Annotated in this window: 13 protein-coding genes; 7 read left to right on the forward strand and 6 right to left on the reverse strand. The window is 71.6% G+C overall.

What is annotated here, in order from left to right; genetic code table 11:
• Positions 1-25: 25 nt before the first annotated feature.
• The 4 genes from ACFTZC_RS24950 to ACFTZC_RS24965 are packed head-to-tail and all read right to left on the reverse strand — an operon-like array spanning position 26 to position 4,641.
• Positions 26-1,198, reverse strand: coding sequence for an acyl-CoA dehydrogenase family protein (locus ACFTZC_RS24950; protein ID WP_382893276.1), 1,173 nt, complete (start codon positions 1,196-1,198; stop codon positions 26-28).
• Positions 1,195-1,473 (reverse strand): acyl carrier protein, encoded by a 279-nt coding sequence (locus ACFTZC_RS24955; RefSeq protein WP_382893278.1) that lies wholly within the window; start codon positions 1,471-1,473, stop codon positions 1,195-1,197. Before ACFTZC_RS24955 ends, ACFTZC_RS24950 begins: the two co-directional genes overlap by 4 nt.
• Positions 1,457-3,013 (reverse strand): amino acid adenylation domain-containing protein, encoded by a 1,557-nt coding sequence (locus ACFTZC_RS24960; protein WP_382893280.1) that lies wholly within the window; start codon positions 3,011-3,013, stop codon positions 1,457-1,459. The genes ACFTZC_RS24955 and ACFTZC_RS24960 overlap by 17 nt, the downstream gene beginning before the upstream one ends.
• Positions 3,010-4,641 (reverse strand): (2,3-dihydroxybenzoyl)adenylate synthase, encoded by a 1,632-nt coding sequence (locus ACFTZC_RS24965; protein WP_382893282.1) that lies wholly within the window; start codon positions 4,639-4,641, stop codon positions 3,010-3,012. Before ACFTZC_RS24965 ends, ACFTZC_RS24960 begins: the two co-directional genes overlap by 4 nt.
• A 561-nt stretch (positions 4,642-5,202) precedes the next feature.
• Between ACFTZC_RS24965 and ACFTZC_RS24970 the strand changes: the two genes are divergently transcribed.
• From ACFTZC_RS24970 to ACFTZC_RS25000, 7 genes are all read left to right on the forward strand, one after another.
• Entirely contained in the window at positions 5,203-8,688 is a 3,486-nt protein-coding gene (locus ACFTZC_RS24970; RefSeq protein WP_382893284.1) for an amino acid adenylation domain-containing protein, read from the forward strand.
• Between the two features lie 82 nt (positions 8,689-8,770).
• Positions 8,771-10,183, forward strand: coding sequence for a hypothetical protein (locus ACFTZC_RS24975; protein WP_382893286.1), 1,413 nt, complete (start codon positions 8,771-8,773; stop codon positions 10,181-10,183).
• A gap of 161 nt (positions 10,184-10,344) precedes the next feature.
• Positions 10,345-11,010 carry a YqcI/YcgG family protein gene (locus tag ACFTZC_RS24980; RefSeq protein WP_382893288.1) on the forward strand — a complete coding sequence of 222 codons (666 nt, stop codon included), beginning with the start codon at positions 10,345-10,347 and terminating at the stop codon, positions 11,008-11,010.
• Entirely contained in the window at positions 11,003-14,458 is a 3,456-nt protein-coding gene (locus tag ACFTZC_RS24985; protein ID WP_382893290.1) for an amino acid adenylation domain-containing protein, read from the forward strand. Before ACFTZC_RS24980 ends, ACFTZC_RS24985 begins: the two co-directional genes overlap by 8 nt.
• Positions 14,455-18,753 (forward strand): beta-ketoacyl synthase N-terminal-like domain-containing protein, encoded by a 4,299-nt coding sequence (locus tag ACFTZC_RS24990; protein WP_382893292.1) that lies wholly within the window; start codon positions 14,455-14,457, stop codon positions 18,751-18,753. The genes ACFTZC_RS24985 and ACFTZC_RS24990 overlap by 4 nt, the downstream gene beginning before the upstream one ends.
• Positions 18,750-19,769, forward strand: a complete 1,020-nt coding sequence (locus ACFTZC_RS24995) for a methyltransferase (protein WP_382893294.1) — start codon at positions 18,750-18,752, stop codon at positions 19,767-19,769. The genes ACFTZC_RS24990 and ACFTZC_RS24995 overlap by 4 nt, the downstream gene beginning before the upstream one ends.
• A 104-nt stretch (positions 19,770-19,873) precedes the next feature.
• On the forward strand, positions 19,874-20,854 hold the full coding sequence (locus ACFTZC_RS25000; RefSeq protein ID WP_382893296.1) for a flavin reductase: 981 nt from the start codon (positions 19,874-19,876) through the stop codon (positions 20,852-20,854).
• 163 nt (positions 20,855-21,017) lie between these two features.
• On the opposite strand, the gene ACFTZC_RS25005 is transcribed toward ACFTZC_RS25000, so the two are convergent.
• Together ACFTZC_RS25005 and ACFTZC_RS25010 are read right to left on the reverse strand one after the other, a co-directional pair.
• Complete coding sequence (locus tag ACFTZC_RS25005) at positions 21,018-21,989, reverse strand: acyl-ACP desaturase (protein WP_382893298.1); 972 nt, start codon at positions 21,987-21,989, stop codon at positions 21,018-21,020.
• 105 nt (positions 21,990-22,094) lie between these two features.
• Positions 22,095-23,513, reverse strand: coding sequence for a DHA2 family efflux MFS transporter permease subunit (locus ACFTZC_RS25010; protein WP_382893300.1), 1,419 nt, complete (start codon positions 23,511-23,513; stop codon positions 22,095-22,097).
• Positions 23,514-23,573: the final 60 nt, after the last annotated feature.

Genomic DNA, 23,573 nt, shown 5'->3' on the forward strand with positions numbered 1-23,573 from the left:
GTGATCCTTTCCGTCCGGTCGGAGGTCAGTTCTCGACGGGAAGTCCCAGCTCGCGGGCGACGGTGATGCGCAACAGGTCGTTCGGGCCCGCGTAGACCGACGCCGCCATGGGGCTGGTCAGATCGGCGGTGAGGCCCGAGTCCTCGATGAAGGAGCGCACCCCGCCGAGCTGGGCGGCCTGCCGGCTGAACATCAGGTAGTCCTCGGCCACGGAGATCTTGGTCAGCGCGGCGTCGGCCGCCAACTGGCGGGGGCGTTCCCCCGCGTCCAGGCGCGCGGCCATCCGGTAGACGAGTTCCCGGGACCGGTGCAGGGCCAGGGCCATGTCCGCGACCCGGGCCGCGACGACATGGCTCGCTCCCATCCTGCGCCCGAAGTGCTCCCGGGTCGCGCACCACTCCACCGTGCGGTCCAGCACCCTGCGCATCGGGCCGAGCGCGTACGACAGGAGCAGCGCGCGCTCCCACGCGGTCGTGAGTGTCAGCAGGCCGAGGCCCGAGCCCTCCTCGCCGACCATGCTGCCGGGGGCCAGCCGGACCCCGTGGAAGGTGAGGGAGCCCATCGGCACCTCGGTCAGGGCGGTCTTGGGGAACGGGGCGCTCTGTTCGATGTCGGGGGCGCTCAGGTCGACCAGGAAGGCGGAGAGGGCGAAGGGGGTGCGTTCGGCCGCCGTCCTGGCGAAGACCAGGGCGGTGTCGGCCACCGGGGCGGCCGTGACGAACGACTTCGTCCCGGTGAGCAGGTAGCCGCCGTCCTCCTGCCGTTCGGCCCGCGTGGCCATCGAGAGCGGGTCGCTGCCCCCGCCCTCCTCGGTCAGCGCGTGGCAGAGCAGCACGTCTCCGCTCTCCGTGGTCTCCGTGTCGCCGAGGACGGAACGCAGCGGGAACTGGATTCCGAACCGCTGGGACGCCATGGCGTAGCAGAGCCCGGCGTCCGTGCCCGCGCGGCCGATTCCCTCGATCGTGGCCACCGACCTGGTCACCGGCCCCAGCCGGGCGGCTCCGGGGGGCCGGTCCGAAGGCGCCTCGTCCGAAGGCGCCTCGTCCGAAGGTGCCTCGTCCCACACCCCCCGGGCCGTGAACGCCTTCCACCGGGTACGGAAGTCGGCCTGGTCCGCCCCGGCGAGCGCGGATTCGGCCAGCCGGGTCGCGTGGGTGACGACGGCGTCGACGCCGGCCCGGGGGTCCCCGTCCGTCATGACACCGTGCTCCCGTCGCCGGCGGCGGCCCGGTACCTCTCGATGGCCGTCCAGAGGGCCGTGGGCGTACGGAAGTTGGCCGCGACGAGCGCGGTTTCCGGGAAGGAGACCCCGGTCGTCGCCTCGACCCGGGCCACGATCCGCATGATGGTGAGGGAATCGAGCAGCCCGGAGACGAGCAGCGGTGTGTCGTGCTCCACCTTCTCGTCCAGGGCGCCGTGGGATTCCGAGATGATTCCCTGGAGCAGGGCGCACAGCTCATCGACGTCTTCCATGATCCCTTTCCTGGGTCGGCGCCGCCGAAGCCAGCGCTTCGCGGTCGATCTTTCCCCGGTCGGTGAGTGCCAGCCGGTCGACGAGATGGATGTCGTCGGGCATCATGTGCCGCGGCAGCGCCGTCGAGACGGCCTCCCGCAGACCTGCCTCGGTCGTGCCGTCGGCGACGGCGTAGAGGAGGATGCTTCCCTCACCGGGGCCCCGCGGCCGCCACACCGCGGCGCAGGTGCGCACCGCGGGGAACTCCTGGACGACACTCTCGATGTCCAGGAGATCGATGCGGTATCCCCGGCGCTTCACCTGGTGGTCGCGGCGTCCGCGCAGATAGATCTTTCCGTCCTCGCCGTAGTGGCCGAGGTCGCCGGTGAGGTACGCGGGCCCGCCGCCGTCGTCCGGGGAGACACGGGTGGTGAGCGCCCGCGGCTCGCCGTCGACGAGATAGCCCAGGAAGACCGTCGGGCCGACGACGGCGATCTCTCCCTCGTCCCGGGTGACCCGGTGGCTGTCGTCGACGAGTTCGACCCGGACCCCGTCGATCGCCCGGCCTATCGAGAGACCGTCCCGGTGGTCCCACCGCCGGGAGACGTGCTCGAAGGTGCAGACATTCGTCTCGGTCGGGCCGTACAGGTTGTAGAACTCGGCCTTCTCGAACACCTCGGTGTACCGCTTGAGGTCGCCCACGGGGAACGGCTCGCCGGCGAAGGCGATGATCCGCAGCTCGGGCAGTTCCGCGCCGCTCGCTCCGCCCTGGCGCAGCATCGACCGGTACAGCGTCGGCACGGCGTAGAAGACGGAGATCCGCTCGGACCGCAGCCAGCCCACCACATCGCGCGGGAACCCCTTCAGCTCGTCGGGCAGCAGGACGAGACAGGCGCCGGAGAGCGCGCTGCCGAAGATGTCGAAGGTGCTGAGATCGAAGGTCAGCGACGACTGGGAGCCGATCCGGTCCGAGGAGGTGACGCCGAACTGCCCGACGGCCCACCGCACGAAGTGCAGAACGTTCTCGTGGGAGAGGAGCACCCCCTTGGGCCAGCCCGTACTGCCCGACGTGAAGAGCACGTACCCCGCGCCGGGAAGATGGCCGAGCGGTGCCGCCGGGCAGTCGACGGGGAGGATTCCCAGGCCCGACCCGAGAAGCCGGAGGGCCGCCGGGCTGTCGTCGACGCACTCCTTCACCAGCTGGGTGGCGGCGGCTCTCGCCGACGGGGCGATCAGAAAGGTGATGCCCGCGTTCCTGACCATCCGGGCGGTCCGCTCGGGCGGCACCGCCACATCGAGCGGCGCCGCGACGGCTCCGGACCGCAGGACCGCGTGGACGGCCAGTACGGCCTCGACGCTTTTGGGCACATGGATCCCGACACGGTCACCGGGGCGGACACCGGCGGCGGTGAGGGCGTCGGCCAGGCGGCGGACGGTCCCTTCCAGCTCCGCGTAGGTGAGGGTCCGTCCGTCCGCGGCGAGCGCGGGCCGGTCCGGATGGTCACGCGCCGCACGCGTCAGCAGTTCGTCGAGGCGAGGCGGTACGGGGGGCCGAGTCATCCGGCCGACCCGTTCCGCAGCGAGGCGGTCAGCGCCTTCTTGTCCATCTTGCCGACGGGGGTCAGCGGCATCACGTCGAGCACCCGCACCTCGTCCGGCGCCTTGTAGGCGGCCAGCCCCCGGTCCGCGAGGAACACGGCGAGTTCGGCGCGGTCCGGGGCGCGGGTGCCGGTCGGCACGAGGAAGGCGACGGACCGCTCGCCGAAGTCCTCGTCGGGCGCGGCCACCAGGGCGACGGACCGGATCCCGGGGTGGGCCAGCAGGTGGCCCTCGACCTCGGTCGCCGGTATCTTCTCGCCGCCCCGGTTGATCTGGTCCTTCGACCGTCCCACCACGACGAGATGCCCGGACGGCAGCCGCCGCACCAGATCGCCGCTGCGGTAGAACCCGTCCGCGGTGAAGCTCTTGGTGTTGTGCTCGGGCGCGCGGTAGTAGCCCCGCAGTGTGTACGGGCCACGCGTGAGCAGTTCGCCCTCCTCCCCCTCGGCCACCTCCTGGTCGTCCGGGCCGGCCACCCGTACCTCGTCCGCGGGGGAGATGGGCCTGCCCTGCGCCGTCGCGATGATCTCGGGCGGATCGGTCAGCCTGGTCAGACAGAGCAGCCCCTCGGCCATCCCGAACACCTGCTGGATCGTGCAGCCGAACCCGTCGATCATCCGCTCGGCCATGTCGTCGGCCAGCCGCGCGCTGCCCACCTGGAGGACCCGCAGGGTGGACAGGTCGGCGTCGGTCATCGACACCTCGTCCAGCCAGACCGACGCCATCTGCGGGTTGATGGCGGCGATGGTGACGCCTTCGCGCTCGATCAGCCCGAAGCAGTAGTCGGGGTCGGGGTCGCTCGCCAGGACGACGGTGCCGCCGACTCCGAGCGTCCCCAGGACCCCCGGGCAGTTCATCGTGTAGTTGAACGCCACCGGCAGCGCCGCGAGATAGACCGAGTCCGCTGCCAGCGCGCAGACCTCGCCCGCGGCGCGCCCGTTGTAGAGGTAGTCGTCATGGGTCCGCGGGATCAGTTTGGGCAGTCCGGTGGTGCCGCCGGAGAGCAGCAGGAGCGCCAGGTCCCCGCCCCGTGCGCGGGAGGCCGGCGCCGCGGGTGCCGGACCGGTCGTCAGCAGGTCCGCGAAGGAGGTGAACCCGGTTCCCGGGCCCGGATCGCCGACCACGACGATGTGTTTGAGGGCCGGGCTCTCGCTCCGTACGGCCTGGGCCAGCAGCCGGTGATCGAATTCGGCGTGGACGTCGGGGATGACATAGGCAACCGCCTCCGAGAGCCGCGCCAGATGGGTCATCTCGCTGCTGCGGTGGCCCGGCTGCGTATGGACCGGCACCGCGCCCGTCTTCATCAGGGCGAACCAGAGCAGCAGGAACTCCACCCGGTTGGGGAGCTGGACCAGGACGCGGTCTCCGGAGGTGATTCCGAGCTCCGTGAGTCCGCGCGCCACCCGGTCCGACCGGTCGTCCAGTTCGGCGTAGCTGAGCCGGGTCCGGTCGTCGACGACGGCGAGCCGGTCACCGTGCGCACGGGCCCGTACGCCCAGGAACCGGGCGAAGGTCTCCCCTCGCCAGTACCCGGCGTTCCGGTATTTCTCGGCGTCTGCGGCCGGCCAGCCCACCACATCGGCGGTCATGAATGAAACTCCTTTCGGGGCGTCATTTCGGCGGTGCATTCATTCGTGGACAACTCTCCGTGGAGCGGGAGGCGATGCCGCGTCCTTATCGGTGTCGAGTGCGCGGGGACGGTGAATTTACGGCACCTGTTCGTTCTGCCGCTTCGGCCGTCAATCGGCGGAAATCTCGGACGGCGCCAGGTGTGCGCCAGGACCAAGTCACGCGGACTGTTCCGCCGGCCGACCGTAGCGCACGCCGCAAGCCGAGGTCAACGACGTCCCTGTGGTGGCGGGTTGAGAGTGAAGTGCAGAGAAAACACTGCAGAGAAAACCCTTGCCGGTAAACACCTAAGGGAAACTCCGCACGCTTTCCCATGGGGCTGACGGGTAGCCTGTTGACACCATGAAAGGCGCTGTCGTACGTTCAGGCGGCCGGATCGCTGTCACCCTTCTCATAAAGCAAGTTGCCGACCTCCCTGTCGCGGGAGGGAAATTCCGGCACCGGTGATCAGCGGATATAGCTCCGAGCTTCGGGCCTGGGTGCCCATGTTCCGGGAACACCGTGCGAATCGTGGAGGATCCGTGGGAGATGTCGTGTTGGGGCAGGAAGAAGTCCGCACCCTGGTGGCCGGCCAGCTCGACATGGACCCGGCCGCCATCGGTCCCGGCGACGACCTGGTCACGCTGGGGCTCCACTCGATGCGGATGATCAAGATCGCCGCGAGTCTGCGGCGGCGGGGGGTCCGGGTGAACTTCTCGGACCTCGCGCTGCGGCCCACGGTCCGGGCATGGTCCGAACTCATCGCGGAGCGCCTCGGCGGGGAGACGGGCCGCCCGCCCGGCCCCGTGACGCGGGAGGAGCGCGACCCCGGCGCCGCCGGGGAGCCGTTCGGGCTGGCGACCATGCAGCACGGCTACTGGATCGGCCGCGCGGACGGTCAGGCCCTCGGCGGCGTCGCGGCCCACCTGTACGCGGAGTTCGACGGCCACGGCGTCGATCCGGGGCGGCTGGAACGCGCGGTCGCGGAGCTGGTGAACCGGCACGCCATGCTGCGCAGCCAGTTCCTCGACGACGGAACCCAGCGGGTCCTCGGCCGGCCCGGCGTGCCGGTGTGGTCGCTGACCGATCTCCGCGAGGTGGCCGCGCCGGACCTGGCGGGCCGGCTGGACGAGATCCGCGAGCGGAAGACGCACCAGCGCATGCGCGCGGATCTCGGGCAGGTCCTCGACATCTCGCTGACGCTGCTGCCCGAGGGCCGGACCAGGCTGCACGTGGATGTGGACATGCTCGCCGCCGACGCCCTGAGCTACCGGCTGCTGCTGGCGGATCTCGCCGACTTCTACGCCGGGGACGGGTCTGGTCCCGCACCGCTCTCGTACGACTACCGGAGCTATCTCGCCGACTACGACACGATGAACGCCTCGGCACGCGAGGAGCAGCGGGCGTGGTGGCAGGAGGTCCTTCCCGAACTGCCGGACGCGCCCGCCCTGCCGCTGGTACCCGAGTCGGAGCGGGAGGATCCGCTCCGTACGGTCCGCTACGAGCACTGGCTCGACCCCGAGCACAAGCGACGGCTGATCGACCGTGCCCACGAGCGGGGCGTCACCCCCGCCACGGTCCTGGCCTCGGTCTTCGCCGAAGTCGTCGGCAGGTGGTCGAGCGAGCAGAGGTTCCTTCTCAACCTGCCCCTGTTCAACCGGGAACCCCTCCACCCCGATGTGGAGAGGCTCGTCGGCGACTTCAGCAGTTCCGTACTGCTGGACGTGGACGTCACCGAGCCCCTGTCGGTGCTCGACCGCGCCCGGCAGTTCCAGCGGAACCTGCACACCAAGGCGTCGCACGGGGCCTTTCCGGGCCTCGACGTACTGCGGGACCTCGGGCGTCTGCGCGGCGAGCCGGTGCTGGCGTCCGTCGTCTACACCAGCGGGCTGAACCTGGGGGAACTCTTCAGGGACACCGTCGTCGACGCGTTCGGCGAGCCGGTGTGGATCATCTCGCAGGGTCCGCAGGTCGTACTCGACGCCCAGGTCGTGGAGTTACGCGGCGGTCTGCTGTTCAACTGGGACGTACGGGAGCAGGCGTTCCCCGCCGGAATGATGGACACGATGTTCCGGCGCAACCGCGAGCTGCTGGAGGAACTGCTCGCCGACGACGCCGACTGGGACCGCGCCGCGTCCAGGAGCCTGCCGCCGGCCCAGGCCGCCGTCCGCGCCCGGGCCAACGCCACGGACCGGCCGGTCTCCGGACGGCTGCTGCACGAGGGTTTCTTCGACATCGCCGGGGCGGAGCCGGACCTGCCCGCCCTGGAGTGGGGCACCGACGGGCTGATGAGCTACGGCGGGCTGCGTGACCGGGCGCTGCGCGTCGCGGGCGCACTCGTCGCCCGGGGAGTGCGGCCCGGTGACGCCGTCTCCGTCCAGTTGCCCAAGGGGCCCGGCCAGGTCGTCGCCGCACTCGGGGTGCTCGCCGCGGGGGCGAGTTACGTACCGATCGGCGTCGAGCAGCCCGACGCCCGGCGCGACCGGATCGAGCGGACCGGCGATGTGGTGCTGGCCCTGCGCGGTGAGGGGAGCGCGCCGGGCGCGGACGGGATCACCGTCCTCGGCCTCGACGCGGCCCAGCACGGGGCCGAGCCGCTGGAGAGCCCGGTCACCGTCGACGCGGAGGGCATCGCGTACGTCATCTTCACCTCGGGCTCGACCGGACTGCCCAAGGGCGTCGAAGTGGCCCACGCGGCGGCGATGAACACGGTCGACTGCCTGAACGAGCACTTCGGGATCTCCACCGGTGACCGGTCGCTCGGGGTGTCCCCGTTCGAGTTCGACCTCTCCGTGTACGACATCTTCGGCCTGCTCTCCGTCGGCGGGTGCGTGGTCCTGCCCGACGACGAGAGCCGCCGGGACGGACAGCGGGCCGCCGAACTCGTCCGCACGCGGGGTGTGACCGTCCTCAACTGCGTGCCGAGCCTGCTCGACGCCATCCTCGCGGGAAGCGGGCCGGAGGGGCTCGGCGACAGCCTGCGCGTGGTCGTCCTCGGCGGCGACTGGGTCGGCGCCGACCTGCCCGGACGGCTGCGGCAACTGGTGCCGGAGTGCCGGTTCGCCGGGCTCGGCGGCACGACGGAGGCCGCGATCCATTCCACCGTCTGCGAGGTGACGGGCCCCGTTCCGCCGGAGTGGAAGGCCGTGCCGTACGGCGTACCGCTGGGCAATGTCCGGTGCCGGGTGGTCAACGACGCGGGGGCGGACTGCCCCGACTGGGTCCCCGGTGAACTCTGGATCGGCGGCCGCGGTGTCGCGCGCGGCTACCGGAACGATCCCGAACGGACCGCCGACCGGTTCGTCACCCACGACGGGGAACGCTGGTACCGCACCGGGGACATGGCCCGCTACCGGCCGGACGGCACCCTCGAATTCCTTGGCCGGCGCGACAGCCAGATCAAGCTCCGGGGCTACCGCATCGAACTCGGCGAGGTGGAGGCCGCCCTGCGCGCCCTGCCCACCGTGCGGCGCGCCGTGGCGGACGTGGTGGGGCGCACGACGCGGCAGCTCGTCGCGGCGGTCACGCTCACGGACGGCTCCGAGGAGACGGGAGTGCGCGAGGCTCTGGCGGCGCACCTGCCCCCGCACATGATCCCCGAGAGGATCGAGACGCTCGACGCCTTCCCCCTGACCCCCAACGGAAAGCTCGACCGCAAGGCCGTCCGGGCCGTTTTCGAGGCGGGAGCCCCCGGCGAGCGGCCCCACACACCGCCGAGCGGCGACCTGGAGACCGTGCTCGCCGACCTCATGGGCGCGGTGCTCCGCACCGGCGGGGTCGGTGCCGAGGACGACTTCTTCGCCCTGGGCGGCGACTCGGTCCTGGCCACCAAGGTGATGGCCCAGATCAGGCAGTGGCTGGACACCTCCGAGCCCACCGTGACGGACCTCTTCGCCGCCCGGACGGTGCGGGAACTGGCCGTACGCCTGGCCGAGCGGCAGAGCGTTCCGGGCCGCATCGAACAGGCGGCACAGATCTACCGCGAAGTCGCCTCGATGTCCGAGGCGGAACTGCTGGCCGAATCATGACCGGGCGCCGGCCCCCGAGCCCGCCCCCCGAGCGGTGAGCCCGGCTTTCACTCCCCCCTCCCGACTGGAAGGACATGTCCAGGTGACTTCTCCGAGTCGATCCGCCGTCCCCGCTCTCCCCGGGGACGATCCCAACGCCGTCGTGAAGGCGTTCGCGGCCAACCGGGCCTTCCGGGCCGCCGAATGGGCCGAGCTGACGACCGAGGACAACCCCTACCGACGGCCGGTCCGCCCCGACGACCTGGCCTGGCTCGACTACTCCGGCGCCCTGCCGGCGGCCGACGCCCTGAAGCTGAGCGGCCTCCTCGGCCACCGCATGCTGCGCAACGTGTACGACCTCGACGCGCTCTATGTCGCGCCCGCCCCGAAACCGGCGGTCACGGCGGACCAGGAAGCGTTCTACTCGCAGGAGAACAGGGTGCTGAGCGCCCTCGCGAAGCCGGTCCTGGAGCACCATCTCTTCACCTTCCTGGAGGAGGGGCGCACGCCGCTGGAACGGCCGACCGTCGCCGCCGCGACCGGCCACGTACTCAGTTCCTTCGAGCAGCGGGCGGCAGCGCCGAACAGGGCGCTCGACGCCGTTGCGAAAACCGCCGGAAAGCGGGAGGCCGGCACCTTCCTGATGCTCCAGCTGAGCGCCTTTCTCCCGGCCATGAACACGGCGGTGGGCCGGGCCGCACTCGGTGAGTACGAGCTGGCCTCCACCTCGCTGCGGCCGTTCCTGCTCGACGAGTACCGCTCCTGGGTGAATTCCTCGGCGGCCTACGGGAAACTGCTCGCCGGTGCCGGCCTGAAGACGTCCGCAGCGGCCTATTGGCAGCTGTACCTGAACACGTCGCTGGCACGCGGAAATCACCTCCACCATCTCGCGGTGAACCGTGAGAATCTGTTCGCTTTCCTCGGCGCCCTCGTCCACAAGAAGATAGACGAAAGCCTTACCCGCGAAGGGTTCGCAGAGGTCTTCGCCACTTCGCTGACCGCTGACACCGGTTACTTCGACGGCGTCGGCGCCGTCGCGGAGGACGGCCTCAGGGAACTCGTCGAGCGTCTGCTCACGCCGTTGGCCGCCGTCCACGGGGACCGCGTCGTACAGGAATTCCACCGGGGGTTCACGGACGCGGCGCGCTACGCCGAACTCTGGGAGACCGACCTGGAGACGCAGGTGACCTGGGCGGACAGCATCCAGGAATACCAGGACAGGGCCGTCAGGATCGACAAGTACCTCACGGACGAGAACATCGAGGTCGATCTCGACACCTTCGTGGAGTCGAACGAGGAGACCTCCACCACGCATGTCCACGACGAACACCGGCTCGTCATGATCGAGTCCGGGCAGATGCACTTCTGGAACAACGTGACGCACAAGATCGAACTCAATCAGGGCGAAAAGCTGCTGATTCCGGTCTCCCGGCTCCATGGATCCACCGTGCTGTCCGGGGAGTGCACATACCACCAGCCGATCATTCCTGACGACCTGCTCGCCAGAATCCTCTGAGTCCTCCGAGTCGAATTCCGGGCGAGAGATGGAGCTTTCGTATGCTGTCGGCGGACACTCTGCCAGCCGATGGGAGTCTGACCTCCCAGGTGATAGGTGATCTTCCCGAGTGGGGAATTCTCAGCGCGAGGGAGTTGATCGGCAAACTGACCTCCTCCACCATGCCATTCCCCTGTACCTTCGCGGTCTCCGCGGCAAAGAAGGCCTCGCTGCGGTTCGGTTTCATCGACGATCTGAACGACGAGCACAGCTGGGCGGCACTGCCCGGGATCGTCGCGTCGTACCTGGAGATCTACCGGACGATCGCCAGGGAGACCTCCCTCATCATTCTCTTCCGCCCCGACCGGGAGACCGGCGATGTCGCGCACTACCAAGGGAAGTTCTGGGACGTCCTGCGGTTCCTGCACGAGAACGACCCCCGGTCCTGGCCGGCCGGCATCCCCGAGAACCCCGACGACAGCCGCTGGGAGTTCAGCTTCGCCGGCACGCCCATCTTCGTCGTGTGCAACACCCCCGCGCACAAGAGGCGGGCGAGCCGGTCGAATCCCGGATTCATGATCACCTTTCAGCCGCGCTGGGTCTTCGAGGAACTGGACTCCAACACCGCCCGGGGCGCGGCGGCCAGGCGGGTGATCCGGAAGCGTCTGCGCGCCTTCGACAGCGAGGAACCCTCACCGGAGCTGGGGAGTTACGGGGACCCGGACAACCGGGAGTGGCGTCAGTACTTCCTCCTCGACGACAACGCGGAGAAGCTCGGGCGCTGTCCCTTCCGCCCGGAGACGGCCGACCCTGCCCCGGCGGCGCGAGGCGAGGGTAGCGGTGACTGAGGAAAACGGGGACGGGGCCGGGTCCCGCCGGCCGGCCGACACGGCCGCGGCGGCGGCCTCGGCCAGGCAGGAACGTATCCGCCGGGCACTGGAGGCACGGGGCTTCGGACCCACGAGCGGTACCGCCACGGCGGAGGACTTCCCGCCGCTCGGGCCCGGACCCCACCCGCTCTCCCCGGCCCAGCGGCGGATGTGGTTCGCGCAGCAGCGCGACCCGAAGAGCGCCGCGTACAACATCTGCGCCGGATTCGTCATCAGCGGCGACCTGGACCCGCACCGGCTCCGCCGGGCCTTCGAGACGGTCGTGGCGGAACAGGACATCCTGCGCACCGTCTACCGCACGGACGCCGACAGCATGCCCGTACAACTCGTCCTTCCCTCGGTCGAGTTGCCCTGGGAGACCGCCGACTGCGGGGGAATCCCGAACGGTGACTGCCGGGGCGCCGGCGGCGACATCCTCTGGGACGAGGTCGACCGGCTGGCGTCGCGGTTCGGCCGGGAGACCTTCGACCTGGCCGTCGACTGCCCCCTGCGGCTGCTGCTCATCTCCTCGGCCCCCGACGAGCATGTGCTGGTCCTCGTCGTCCATCACATCGCCGTCGACGATCTGAGCTGGGCTCCGCTCTTCCACGCGGTGTCCGCCCACTACCGCGCGGACGCCCCCGGGCCTCTGGCCCCGGCACCCCGGGTGCGGTACGCGCAGTTCGCCCGCCGGGAGCAGGAACGCGCGTCGTCCGGGTACTTCGGGGACTCGCTGGAGTACTGGCGGCGCACCCTCACCCCCTGGCCGCAGCCGGTCCCCCTGCCGGACGCGGGCGAGGCCGCGGCGGACGGTCCGCACGGGGAGGGCGTACGGCGGAGCGTACCGCTGTCCCCCCGGACCAGCGCGGGGATCGCCGCGCTCGCGAAGGACTCCGGCACCTCCCTGTTCATGACGACGCTGGCCTGTGTGACCGCCGTCCTCGGCCGGTACTCCGGAGCCGAGGACATCGCGGTCGGCACGGTCACCGTGAACCGGTCACGGCCCGAACTCGAACCCCTGATCGGCAACTTCGGCAACACCGTCATGCTGCGGATCCCCGCCCGCGAAAATCCCCGCTTCCTCGACCTGCTGGCCGAGGTCCGCAGGGTGTGCCTCGACGCCTTCGGACAGCAGGAAGTCCCCTTCGACCAGGTGGTGGAGGCCGGCCGGCCACCCCGCCGGCGCGACGGGGCCGGTCTGTTCAACGTGATGTTCACCCAGCGGGGACAGACCCTGCCGTCCGATGTGGTCTTCCCGGGCCAGCAGTGGCGGGAATACCCGGTGTTCAACGGCAGTACGCGCTTCGACCTCGCGGTCGAGGTCGTGTCCGGCCCCGACGGACTCACGGTGACCGCGACGGGATCCGACCGGCTCTTCGGCGCCGAGAGCCTCGACCGGCTGCTGGGCCATGTGGCCACCCTGATGGACGCGGTGGCCACCGCCCCCGAGCGGCGCCTCGGCGAACTGCCGCTGATGCCCGCCCACGAGTACGCGCGCGTCGTCCACGAGTGGAACGCGACCGACCGGCCGGAGTACCTGCCCAGGACCACGCTCCCCGGACTCTTCGCCGAACAGGTACGGCTGCGGCCGGACGCCTGCGCGCTCGTCGACGGGGACCGACGGCTCGACTACCGCGAACTGGACGGCCGGGCCAACCAGCTCGCCCGGCAGCTGATCGCGGACGGAGTCCGCGGTGGCGACTACGTCGGAGTGCTGCTGGAACGGTCGGCGGAACTCGTCGTCGCCATGCTGGCGGTCCTCAAGGCGGGAGCCGCCTTCGTCCCGCTGGACCCGGCCTGGCCCGCGCTGCGCACCGGCGAACTGATCTCGGCGGCAGGCCTCGCCGCCTGCGTCACCACCGCGACGCTGCTGACCCGGAGCGATCTGGCGGCCGTCTCCCCGCGGACCGCGCACGTGGACCTGACCGCCGACGCCGCCACCATCGCGGGCCACAGCCGCGAGGCGGTCGAGGTCGCGACCGCGCTCGACGACATCGCGTACGTCATCCACACCTCCGGCTCCACCGGTGTGCCCAAGGGCGCGATGATCATCCACCAGGGGATCGTCAACCGCCTTCCCTGGCAGGCCGACCTGCTGAAGTTCTCCCCGTCGGACGCCGTGCTGCACAAGGCCCCGCTCAGCTTCGACATCTCCATCAACGAGATCTTCCTGCCACTGACCAGCGGCGCCCGCCTCGTCCTCGCCAGACCGGGCGGCGAGGGAGACGTCTCGTACCTCCTCTCGGTGATCGCCGAACAGGAGGTGACCTTCGTCTACCTGGTCTCCTCCATGCTCGATCTGATGGTCGAACGGAACGACGCGGAACCCGCGCTGCGCCGCCTCCGCCATGTCTGGTGCGGTGGCGAGGTGCTCACCGCCGACCTCTACACCCGGTTCCGGCAGCGGTCCGACGCCCGTATGTACCACGGTTACGGGCCCGCCGAGGCGACCGTCGGGGTCACCTGCCGGGTCTACGAGAGCGCCGACCACGTCCGGGACATCACCATCGGCAGGCCCAATCCGAACACCCGGATCCATCTGCTGGACCGCCACGGGAACCCGGTTCCGGCCGGGGTCGCCGGGGAGATCCACATCGGTGGGCTGCCCCTGGCCCGGGGATACCTCAACGACCCGGAACGGACGGCCGAACTGTTCGTGCGCGACCCGTTCCGGACCGGCGAGCGGCTCTACCGGACCGGCGATCTCGCCCGCTACCGCGCGGACGGGCAGATCGAGTTCGTCGGCAGGACGGACAACCAGGTCAAGATCAACGGCAGGCGTGTCGAGCTGGAGGAGATCGAGGCCAAGCTCGCCGCCCACCCCGAGGTCCGGCAGGCCGCCGTCCTCATCCGGAACGAGGGCCCCAGGGGCCCCCGGCTCGTGGCCTTCGTCGCCGCGCGGGAGGCCGCGGTCACCCCGGACGAGCTGCGGACCTGGCTGGGCGAGCGCCTCCCGTCCGCCATGGTGCCGCCCACCGTCGTCCTCCTGGACGAGCTGCCCCTGCGCAGTTCGGGCAAGCTCGACCGGACGGCCCTGGCAGCCGCCCCGGTCCCCGAGGCCCCGCGCGCCACCGCGGCCGTGGCGCCGCCGACGGGCGTGCTCCAGCGGTCGATCGCCGACATCTGGGCCCGCACCCTCGGCGTCGCACAGGTGGGCGCCGAGGAGAACTTCTTCGATCTGGGCGGGCACTCCCTCCTGGTCGTGAAGGTGCAGAACGAGATCCACCGGACGCTGGGGTACGACGTCTCCGTCGTCGCCCTCTTCGAGAACCCCACCGTCGCGTCGGTGGCCCGCTTCCTGGAGCGGGGCCCGGCCGCCGGCGACGAGGAGGCACGGGAGCTGAGACGCGTCCGGGACCGTGCCGCCCGGCAGCGACGCATCCGGGCCGGACGCGGCCGAGCGGACAACGCGAGGGAGACGACATGAGCGCCGACAGCGGACCGGTCGCCGGCACCGGCCCGGACCCCGGCACCGGCCCGGACACCGGCGAAGGCGACTGCGACATCGCGGTGATCGCCATGGACGGAAGGTTCCCGGGAGCCCCCTCGCTGCGGGACTTCTGGTCGCTGCTGAGCAGCGGGCGGGACTCCATCCGCCCGGTCGCCGACAGCGACTTCCTCGCCGCCGGGGGCGCCCCGGGCAAGCTGAGCGACCCGAACCACGTCAGGGTCGCGTGCACGCTGGAGGGCGCGGACCTCTTCGACGCGGAGTTCTTCGGCATCCAGCCCGCCGAGGCCGAACTGCTCGACCCGCAGCACCGGATCTTCATCGAATGCGCCTACCACCTGCTGGAACAGGCCGGGTACGTCCCTGGCGGCGACGAGGGCACGGTCGGCGTCTACGCCGGGGCCTCCACCAGCCAGTACTACCTCGACCACGTCTATCCGGCGCTCGCCGTCCGACCGGGGTCCGTCGACGGTTTCATCGGTTCGGTCGCCAACGCCACCAGCGCGCTCGCCACGCGTGTCTCGTATCTGCTCAACCTGACCGGTCCGAGCGTGGCGGTGCAGACCGCCTGCTCCACCTCCCTGGTCGCGGTGCACCTCGCCTGCCAGGACCTGCTCAACCACCAGTGCGACCTGGCCCTGGCGGGCGGCTCGACCGTCAACCCCGCCGCGGGACTCGGCTACCAGTACGTACCGGACGGCCCCTTCTCCCCGGACGGGCACTGCCGTCCCTACTCCTCCGACGCGGCCGGCATGTCGCCCGGCGACGGGGTCGGCGTCATCCTGCTGAAGCGCCTGGCCGACGCCGTCGCCGACGGCGATCACATCCGCGCCGTCATCAAGGGATCGGCGGTCAACAACGACGGAGCCAGGAAGATCGGCTTCACCGCGCCCAGCGTGCAGGGCCAGCGGGACGTCATCGTGGCGGCCCAGGCGATGGCCGGGGTGAGCGCGGACGCCATCAGCTACGTCGAGGGCCACGGCACCGCCACCCCGGTGGGCGACCCGATCGAGGTGAGCGCGCTGACGAAGGCGTTCGCGTCGAGCACGGACCGGACCGGGTTCTGCGCACTCGGATCGGTCAAGTCCAACCTCGGGCACCTCGACGCCGCGGCCGGGATCGCCGGTCTGATCAAGACCGTACTGGCGCTGGAGAACGAGATGATCCCGGCGACGCTCCACTACGCCGGACCGAACGAACTGATCGACTTCGAGGCCTCTCCGTTCGTGGTCGCCGGCACGGCGCGCGCCTGGCCACGGTCGGCCACCCCCCGGCTGGCGGGCGTGAGTTCGTTCGGCGTCGGCGGCACCAACGCGCACGTGGTGCTCGCCGAGGCCCCGCCGCGTACCCCGGCCGAGCCGCAGCGCCGGCCCGAAGTGGTCCTGCTCTCGGCGGCCACCCCCGGCGCCCTCGCCGACCTCGGCGAACAGCTCCGCGAGGGGATCTTGCAGGACCCCGGCACCGATGTCGCCGACGTCGCGCACACCCTCCAGCGGGGCCGCCGCCCCCTGCGGGCCCGGCGGGCACTCGTCGCGAGCGGCACCGCCGAACTCGCCGAGGCACTCCAGGACGCCACGTCCGGCGCCTACGGCGAGGCCGGCGGAGCCCCGCGCGACGTCGTCTTCATGTACCCCGGCGGCGGTTCCCAGTACCAGCGCATGGGACAGCGGCTCCACCGGATCCATCCGGTCTACCGGCGCGAGATGGACCGCTGCGCGCGGATCCTCGAATCGGCCTGCGGGCTGGACCTGTTCGAGGCGCTCTACCCTCCGGGCGACACCGCTCCCAACCGGGAGAACATCGACGTGCCCCGGGGCCGGTACGCGGCGATCGTCGCCACCGAGTGGTCCCTGACGGCCCTGCTCGCCTCCTGGGGAATCCGTCCTTCCGTCATGATCGGGCACAGCCTCGGCGAATACACCGCCGCCTGTGTCGCCGGGGTGATGGATCTGGAGGAGGCCCTCCCGCTCGTCATGGAACGGGAGCGGCTGATGCGGGAGGCCGGCGGGATGACGCTCAGCGTCCTGCTGGACGAGGCGGACATCGTCGGCCACCTCCTCCCGGGCACCTCCCTGGCGGCTGTCAACGCCCCCGGCATGTGCACGGTCTCCGGTGTCCCCGCGGCCATTCTCGAACTGGAGAAGAACCTCACGGAGAAGGGCATCGACCAGCACCGGCTGCGCATCCCCGGGGCCGCCCACTCCGAGGCGCTCGACCCGGTACTGGACGAATTCCGTGAGCTGGTGGGCCGGGTGACGCTGCGCGAGCCGACCCTTCCCGTCCTGTCCGGCCTCACCGGTGAGCCGCTCACCCCCGAACAGGCCCGCGACCCCGAGTACTGGGTCCGGCACACGCGGGGCACCGTACGGTTCCGGGCCTGCCTGGAGGCGTTGCCGACGGACCGTCCGCCGGTCCTGCTCGAAGCGGGGCCCAGCGGGGGACTGGCCAAACTGGCCCAGTACACACTCGGGGACACCGTGGTCACCGCCACCGGCATCCGCCACGCCTACGCCGAGGAGCCCGACGACCGGGTGCTGCTCAACGCGGTGGCGCGGCTGTGGACGCACGGCGTGGAGGTCGACTGGGAGGCGGTACGGGAAGGCCGCCCCGGACGGACCGTTCCGCTGCCCGGGTATCCGTTCCAGCGCCGGCGCTTCTGGGTGGAGCGGATGGACCGGTCGGCGCCGCCCCCGCCGGAGCGGGCCGACGAGGTGTCGCTCACCTCGTGCGTCTGGAGCGGTTCCGGGCAGCCCCGGCCGCCGGTCGGCGCGGAGCCCGGGACGCCCTCGGACACCGTACTCGTCGTCCTGGGACGCTCCGAGCTCCCGGATCCGCCCGCCGGGCTCCTCGACGCGGACGGCGCCCGGTGCGTGACGATCCGTTTCGCGGACGGGTTCGGCACCTCGGGGACCGGCTCGTACCATCTCGACCCGGCGGCCGCGGACGAGGTGCGCGCGCTCCGCGAGCGCCTGTGGCCCGGGGGCGCCGACGACGCCAGGATCCAGGTGCTCGACCTCGGCTCGGCGGGCGGCGAGCCAGGACCGCTGCGGCAGGTCACCGAGTCGGGGCGGTTCATCGACGCCCTGCTCACCGGACTCGGCGAAGGGGTGCGGCCGCCGAGGGTGGTCGTGGTCGGTCACGGTGCCTTCGCCCTGACGGGCCCGCACTCCTCGCCGGAACACCGGCTGGTCCACGGCCTGGTCGGCCACTGGCGGGAGGAAGGCGCCCGGGTCGTCGCCACCGCCGTCGATCTCGACGCCCCGTTCTCCCCGGACACCGACGACGCCCTGTGGCCGCTGCTCCTCGGCGAACTGCGGGCCGCCGAGCCCCCCGTGACGGTGGCCTACCGGGGCGGGCGCCGATGGGTCGCCGGCACCGCGGAGGTGACGGGGACACCGGCCGGCCTGGCGTCGCTGCCGCGCGCCTGGGTCGTCCCCGGCGGGCTGCGGATGCCCGCGCTGCCCTACGCGTCCTACCTGTCCGCCGCCTTCGACGGCGCGGTCACCGTCAGCGAGTCGGTCGTCGCGGCCGACGGCGACCGCCCCGGTCTGCTCCGCTCGCTCGGCCCCGTGGCGGGCTCCGACGCGTCGGCCACCCTGGCGTGGCTGACCGAGCTGTGGCAGCGGCGCGCCGACGAGCCGTTCAGCGCCGTCGTGTTCATCGATCCGCCGGAGGACCGGCCGTCGGTCGAGCGCGCCGGCTTGAGTTCCTTCGCCGAGGCGTGTGTGGAGGCGGCGGCGGCCGAGGGGCTGCCCTGGCGGCTGGTGCGCTGGCGGCACCGGCCCGGGGCCGGGCAGCCGGACGGCGAGCCGGCCGAGGCCGCCGTCCGCCGGGGTGCCGCGGCCCTGGCGGCCGCGCTGGGCACCGGCGGCCACCCCGTCCTCACCGTCACGGTCACCGTCCCCGGCACGACGGCGGGGGGGCGCGCTCCCGCCACCGGCGCCACCGCCCCCGTACCACCGCGGGCGGACGACCGGACACTTCCGTCCCGGGACAACGGGCGGGCACGTCCTGCGCTCGGCACCCGGTACGCGAAGCCGCGCAACGACGTGGAACGGCGCGTGGCCGAGATCTGGCGCACGGCACTGGGCCTCGACGACATCGGAGTGGACGACAACTTCTTCGAACTCGGCGGTGAGTCCCTGCTGCTCATGCGCGTCATCGCCGAACTGCGCGAACAGTTCGCCGTCAACATGTCCATCCGGCAGCTGTACATCAACGACCGTCTGACTGTTTCCGGGATAGCCACCGTGCTGAAGGAGAGAACACAGTGACCTCGCAGATTCCCGTCGAGCCCGTTCCGGCCGTACTGCGCGTCCGGGAGCTGATGACCGCGGGCCTGCTGTCGCACGCCATCTCGGTCCTGTGCGATCTGGGCGTACCCGATGTCCTGGAGACCCCGCGTTCGCACGTGGAACTCGCCAAGGAGGTGAACGCCGACCCGGAGGGCCTGCTGCCGTTCCTGCGGGCGGCCTGCGCGGCGGGCGTGCTGGCCGAGCCGTCCCGCAGGAGCTTCGAACTGACCGAGCTGGGCCAGGTGCTGCGGGCCGACGACCCGCACAGCATCAAGGCCATGTGCTCCCTGACCTGCCGGGACGAGTTCAGCCGCACCTGGTCGGACTCCCTCCACACGGCCCGTACGGGCGGGCCCAGCTTCGCCGTCTCCCACGGCTCGTCCTTCTTCGAGTACATGGCGTCCCACCAGGAGTTCGCGACCCTGTTCGACAAGGCGATGCAGTCCTCCGCCGCCGTGGACAACCTGCTGGCCGGATTCGACTTCCCCGAGGTCGGCCACGTGGTGGATGTCGGCGGCGGTCGCGGCACCATGCTGGCGGCCGTGCTCAAGCGGTACCCGACCCTGCGGGGGACCCTGGTCGATCTGCCGCACGTCGTGGGCAACGCGCGCAAGACCTTCGCCGCCGCCGGCGTGGCGGACCGGGTCACGCTGCAGCCGGGCAGCTTCTTCGAGCCGATCCCCGGGGACGCGGACGTCTACCTGCTCTCCCGAGTGATCGGGAACTGGAACGACGAGGACTCGCTGCGCATCCTGCGGACGGTGCGCACCGCGATGCGCGCGGACAGCCAGTTGGTCGTGGTGGGACAGATGCCGAGCGAGAACGACCGCACGCACTACCCCCAGCAGCTCGACCTGTACATGTTCGCCCTGCTGGGGGCCCGTCTCCGGTCGTACGAGGAGTACCAGGACCTGTTCGCGCAGGTGGATCTGGAGGTGACCGGCTGGTCGAACTTCCCCGACAGCGAGTCGGTCCTGCGGGCGCGGCTGTCGTGAGGTGAGACCCGGGCGGCGGCGCGGGCCGCCGCTGCCCGGGCGGCGCCCGATGCTCCCCGCGCCCGCCCGTACACCGGCCCGCCGACGTCAGGAGGTCACCCGCCGTGAGCCAGGAGCCCGTGCCCGTCCGTTCTCCGTCCGCCCTGTCCGTGCCCGTTCCCTCCCCGCCCGTTCAGCCCTCGCCCGTTCAGTCACCGGAGAACACCTGCCCCGCGCGTGACCACGGCGCCGACATCCGGCCGCTCATGGCGAGCTTCCCCAGTGGCGTCGGTGTGGTCACCGCGTACGCCGAGGACGGCTCACCCTGGGGGATGACCTGCACCTCCCTGTGCGGTGTCTCCCTGGACCCACCCGTCGTGCTGGTGTGTCTGGGAACCGCGAGTCACACCCTGAAGGCGGTACGGAGCAGCGGGTCCTTCGCCGTCAACCTGCTGCACACGCAGGGCCGCCGGACCGCCGAACTGTTCGCGTCCGGCGCGCCCGACCGGTTCGACCGCGTCACCTGGCGGGGCGGCGCCGGCACCGCGGGACCGCATCTGACCGAGGACGCCCGCGCCGTCGCGGACTGCTCCGTCGTCGGCGAGCAGGTCGTCGGCGACCATGCCGTGGTCCTGGGCGAGGTCACGGCGGTGCGCACGGTCCCGCGGCAGCCGCCCCTGCTCTACGGGCTGCGCCGGTTCTCCGCCTGGCCGCACGCGGAGGAGGCCGCCCCTTGTGAGGAGATACGGCATGGGGGTATACATGGAGGCGCCCCAGACATACCCCTCAGGGGTATGGATCCCTCCAGGAGGAAACCCATGTCGTCGTCGTGCTGTACACCCGAGGGAAGCTGCCACACCGGTTCGGAGGCAAAGACCGCGGCCGCCCCGGAGAGCCGGACCGTGGTCCACCAGGTCAACGGGGTGGGCAGCGCCCACTGCCAGGGTCTGGTCACCCAGGCGATCGCCGGGGTCGACGGAGTGCTCTCGGTCGAGACCGAGATCGGCACCGGCCTGGTCACCGTCACCACCGGTGGCGTGGTCGAGGACGACCTGATCGCCAAGGCGCTCGACGAGGCCGGTTACGAGTACGCCGGCCGCGTGTGACATCGACAGCCGTCAGGGCCGGTGTGGTTGGCGCCCCTGGCGGCTGCGCGGGCTCGGTCGTACCGCTTCGGCCGGTGTGCCGCGCGGCCGGACGGGAGGCGGAGTCCGGCCGCGCGGCGGTGGGCTCGGCGTGACCGGACCGAGGCGGCCGCGCCGGGGCCGCTCAGCCGGCCGCCGTGGCCGCCTGCTTGGCGCGTGCGGCCCTGATGGCCGCGCGCCGGTCCGTGAAGGCCGTCGCCTTGGTGTCCAACCGGCCGGTGAAGGCGGCGAGTTCCTCGCGGGCGGCCTCGCCCTCGGGGCCGAACCCCTCGCGTTCGAAGACCCGCAGGGTGCGCAGGATCGGCATCAGCACACTGTCGTGGTGGAGCCGCAGGTCGTAGATGCCCGCGAGGGCGATCTGCGCGGACTTCCGGCCGAAGTCCTTGATGGTGGAGCCGGGCATCTCGAAGCCGGTGACGACATCGGCGACGGCGCGCATCGTGGTGTCCGGGGCCAGTTCGAACGCGGCGTCGACGAGAGAGCGGTAGAAGACCATGTGCAGGTTCTCGTCTGCGGCGATCCGGGCCAGCAGTGTGTCGCACACCGGATCGGTGCTGACCCGGCCCGTGTTGCGGTGCGAGATCCGGGTGGCCAGTTCCTGGAACGCCGCGTAGGTGATGGCGTGGAGCGCGCTGAAGCCGTCGGGCCGGTCGTACCCGGCCGACATGTGGACCATCCTGGCCCGTTCGAGGGCACGCGGGTCGACCGCCCTGGTGGCGAGGAGGTAGTCGCGCAGCGCGATGCCGTGGCGGGCCTCCTCGGCGGTCCAGCGGTTGACCCAGGTGCCCCAGGCGCCGTCCTTGCCGAACTGCGCGATGGCGAAGTGGTAGCCGGGCAGGTTGTCCTCGGTCAGCAGGTTGACGATGAGGGAGGTACGGGCCACCTCGGGGAGCGTCGCCTCCTCCTCGGTCCAGGCCTCACCTCCCATCGGGCCCTCGAAGTCACGCGCCCGGCTCCACGGCACGTACTCGTGCGGGAACCACTCCTTGGCCACCGCGAGGTGCCGGTGGAGGTTGGCCTCCACCACGGGCTGGAGCTCGTACAGCAGTGCCGATTCGGCGCGCTCGGCGGATCGGTCGGACAGGCGTGGAGGCACAGGTCTCGCTACCCTTCATGTTCTTTCACTTGCGTGTCGGATCTGTCTGTTTCCGCGTCCCCCGCTCGCCGTCCCTGTGCGGGGCGGGGGACGCCGGAAGGCTGTTCAGGCGGCGCGGCCGCGGATGCCCACCGCCGCCACGGCGGCGACCGCGGAGCCCGCCGCGCAGGCCAGGAAGACCTGGAGGTAGCCGGTGTCCGCCAGCACGCTGTGCCGGGCCAGGATCGCGGCGAGCGCGGCGATGCCGAACGCCCCGCCGACCTGACGGGCCGTCATCAGCAGCCCCGTACCGGAGGCGAAGCGGTCCTCCGGCAGCGAGGCCGCCGCCGCGTTGGAGATCCCGGTGAGCGCCATGCCGATGCCCGCGCCCGCGACGATGCCGATCGGCAGCCAGAGCGAGAGGTAGTGGCGCTCGCTGTCGAGCAGGAAGAACATCGCCGCGCAGGATCCGGCGAACAGTGCGGCGCCGGTCAGCGCGGCCGCCCACTGCCTGGCCGGTCCGACGCGGCGGCCGACGACCACGGCGCCCGCCGCCGCGCTGAAGGCCCCGGGCGAGACCGCGAGTCCGGCCTTCAGCTCCGAGTAGCCCCAGACGGCGTTGAGGAACAGCAGGGTGCTGAGCAGGTACGCGTACATCGCGGCGCCGAAGAACAGCACGGTCACATTGGTCGCAGCGAAGGGCCGGCTGCGCCAGAGCTGCCACTCCACCGCGGGGGAGGGGTGCCGCAGGGAGAGCAGCAGGGCCACGGCGCTCAGCACGGCGCCACCGATCAGCAGACCGAGTACCGACCCGCTGCCCCAGCCCCAGTCGCTGCCCTGGGTCACACCGAAGACGACGCCGCCCAGGCCGAGGCCGAGGCACACCGTACCCACCGGGTCGGGCAGGGTGCGTCCGCTCGGCGGGTCGGTGGCCAGGCCGAGGGCGCCGACCAGGACGATGGCGAGCCCGATGGGCAGATTGATCAGGAACACACTGCGCCAGCCCCACACGTCGACCAGCAGCCCACCGAGGCTGGGGCCCACGGCGGCGGCCATGCTGCCGACCGCGCCCCACACGCCCACCGCGACGGCCCGCCGGGCGGGCGGGGTGTGGGTCAGCACCAGTCCGAGGGCCGACGGTGTCATCCCGGCGGCGGCGACACCTTGCAGGGCGCGGGCGGCGATCAGTGTGTTCAGGTTGGGCGCGAGCCCGCTCACCACGGAGGCGAGGACGAACAGCGAGGTGGACCAGAGGAACAGCCGCCGCTGTCCGATGACGTCCGCGATCCGGCCGGCCACCGCGAGCAGCGCGGCGAAGACCACGGCGTACCCGGTGATGACCCAGGTCAGGTTGGGCAACGATGCGTCCGGGAAGCTCTCCTGCAGATCCGCGAAGGCGATGTTGACGATCGTGGTGTCGAGGATCGAGAGGAAGGCGGCACCGGACGCGGCCACCAGGGCGAGCCGTGCGGCCTTGCCCGCCGTGTCGCCGGGCGGAGCGCCCGCCGCCTCGTCGACGGGCGACGGGGATGGGGTGGCCGTCATCCGTGGATTCCTTCCGTGTGGGGACCGCGGCGGCCGGCGAGGTGCGCCGCGCTGGATGGA

Source organism: Streptomyces sp. NPDC056987 (assembly GCF_042673865.1).
Taxonomy (GTDB): domain Bacteria; phylum Actinomycetota; class Actinomycetes; order Streptomycetales; family Streptomycetaceae; genus Streptomyces.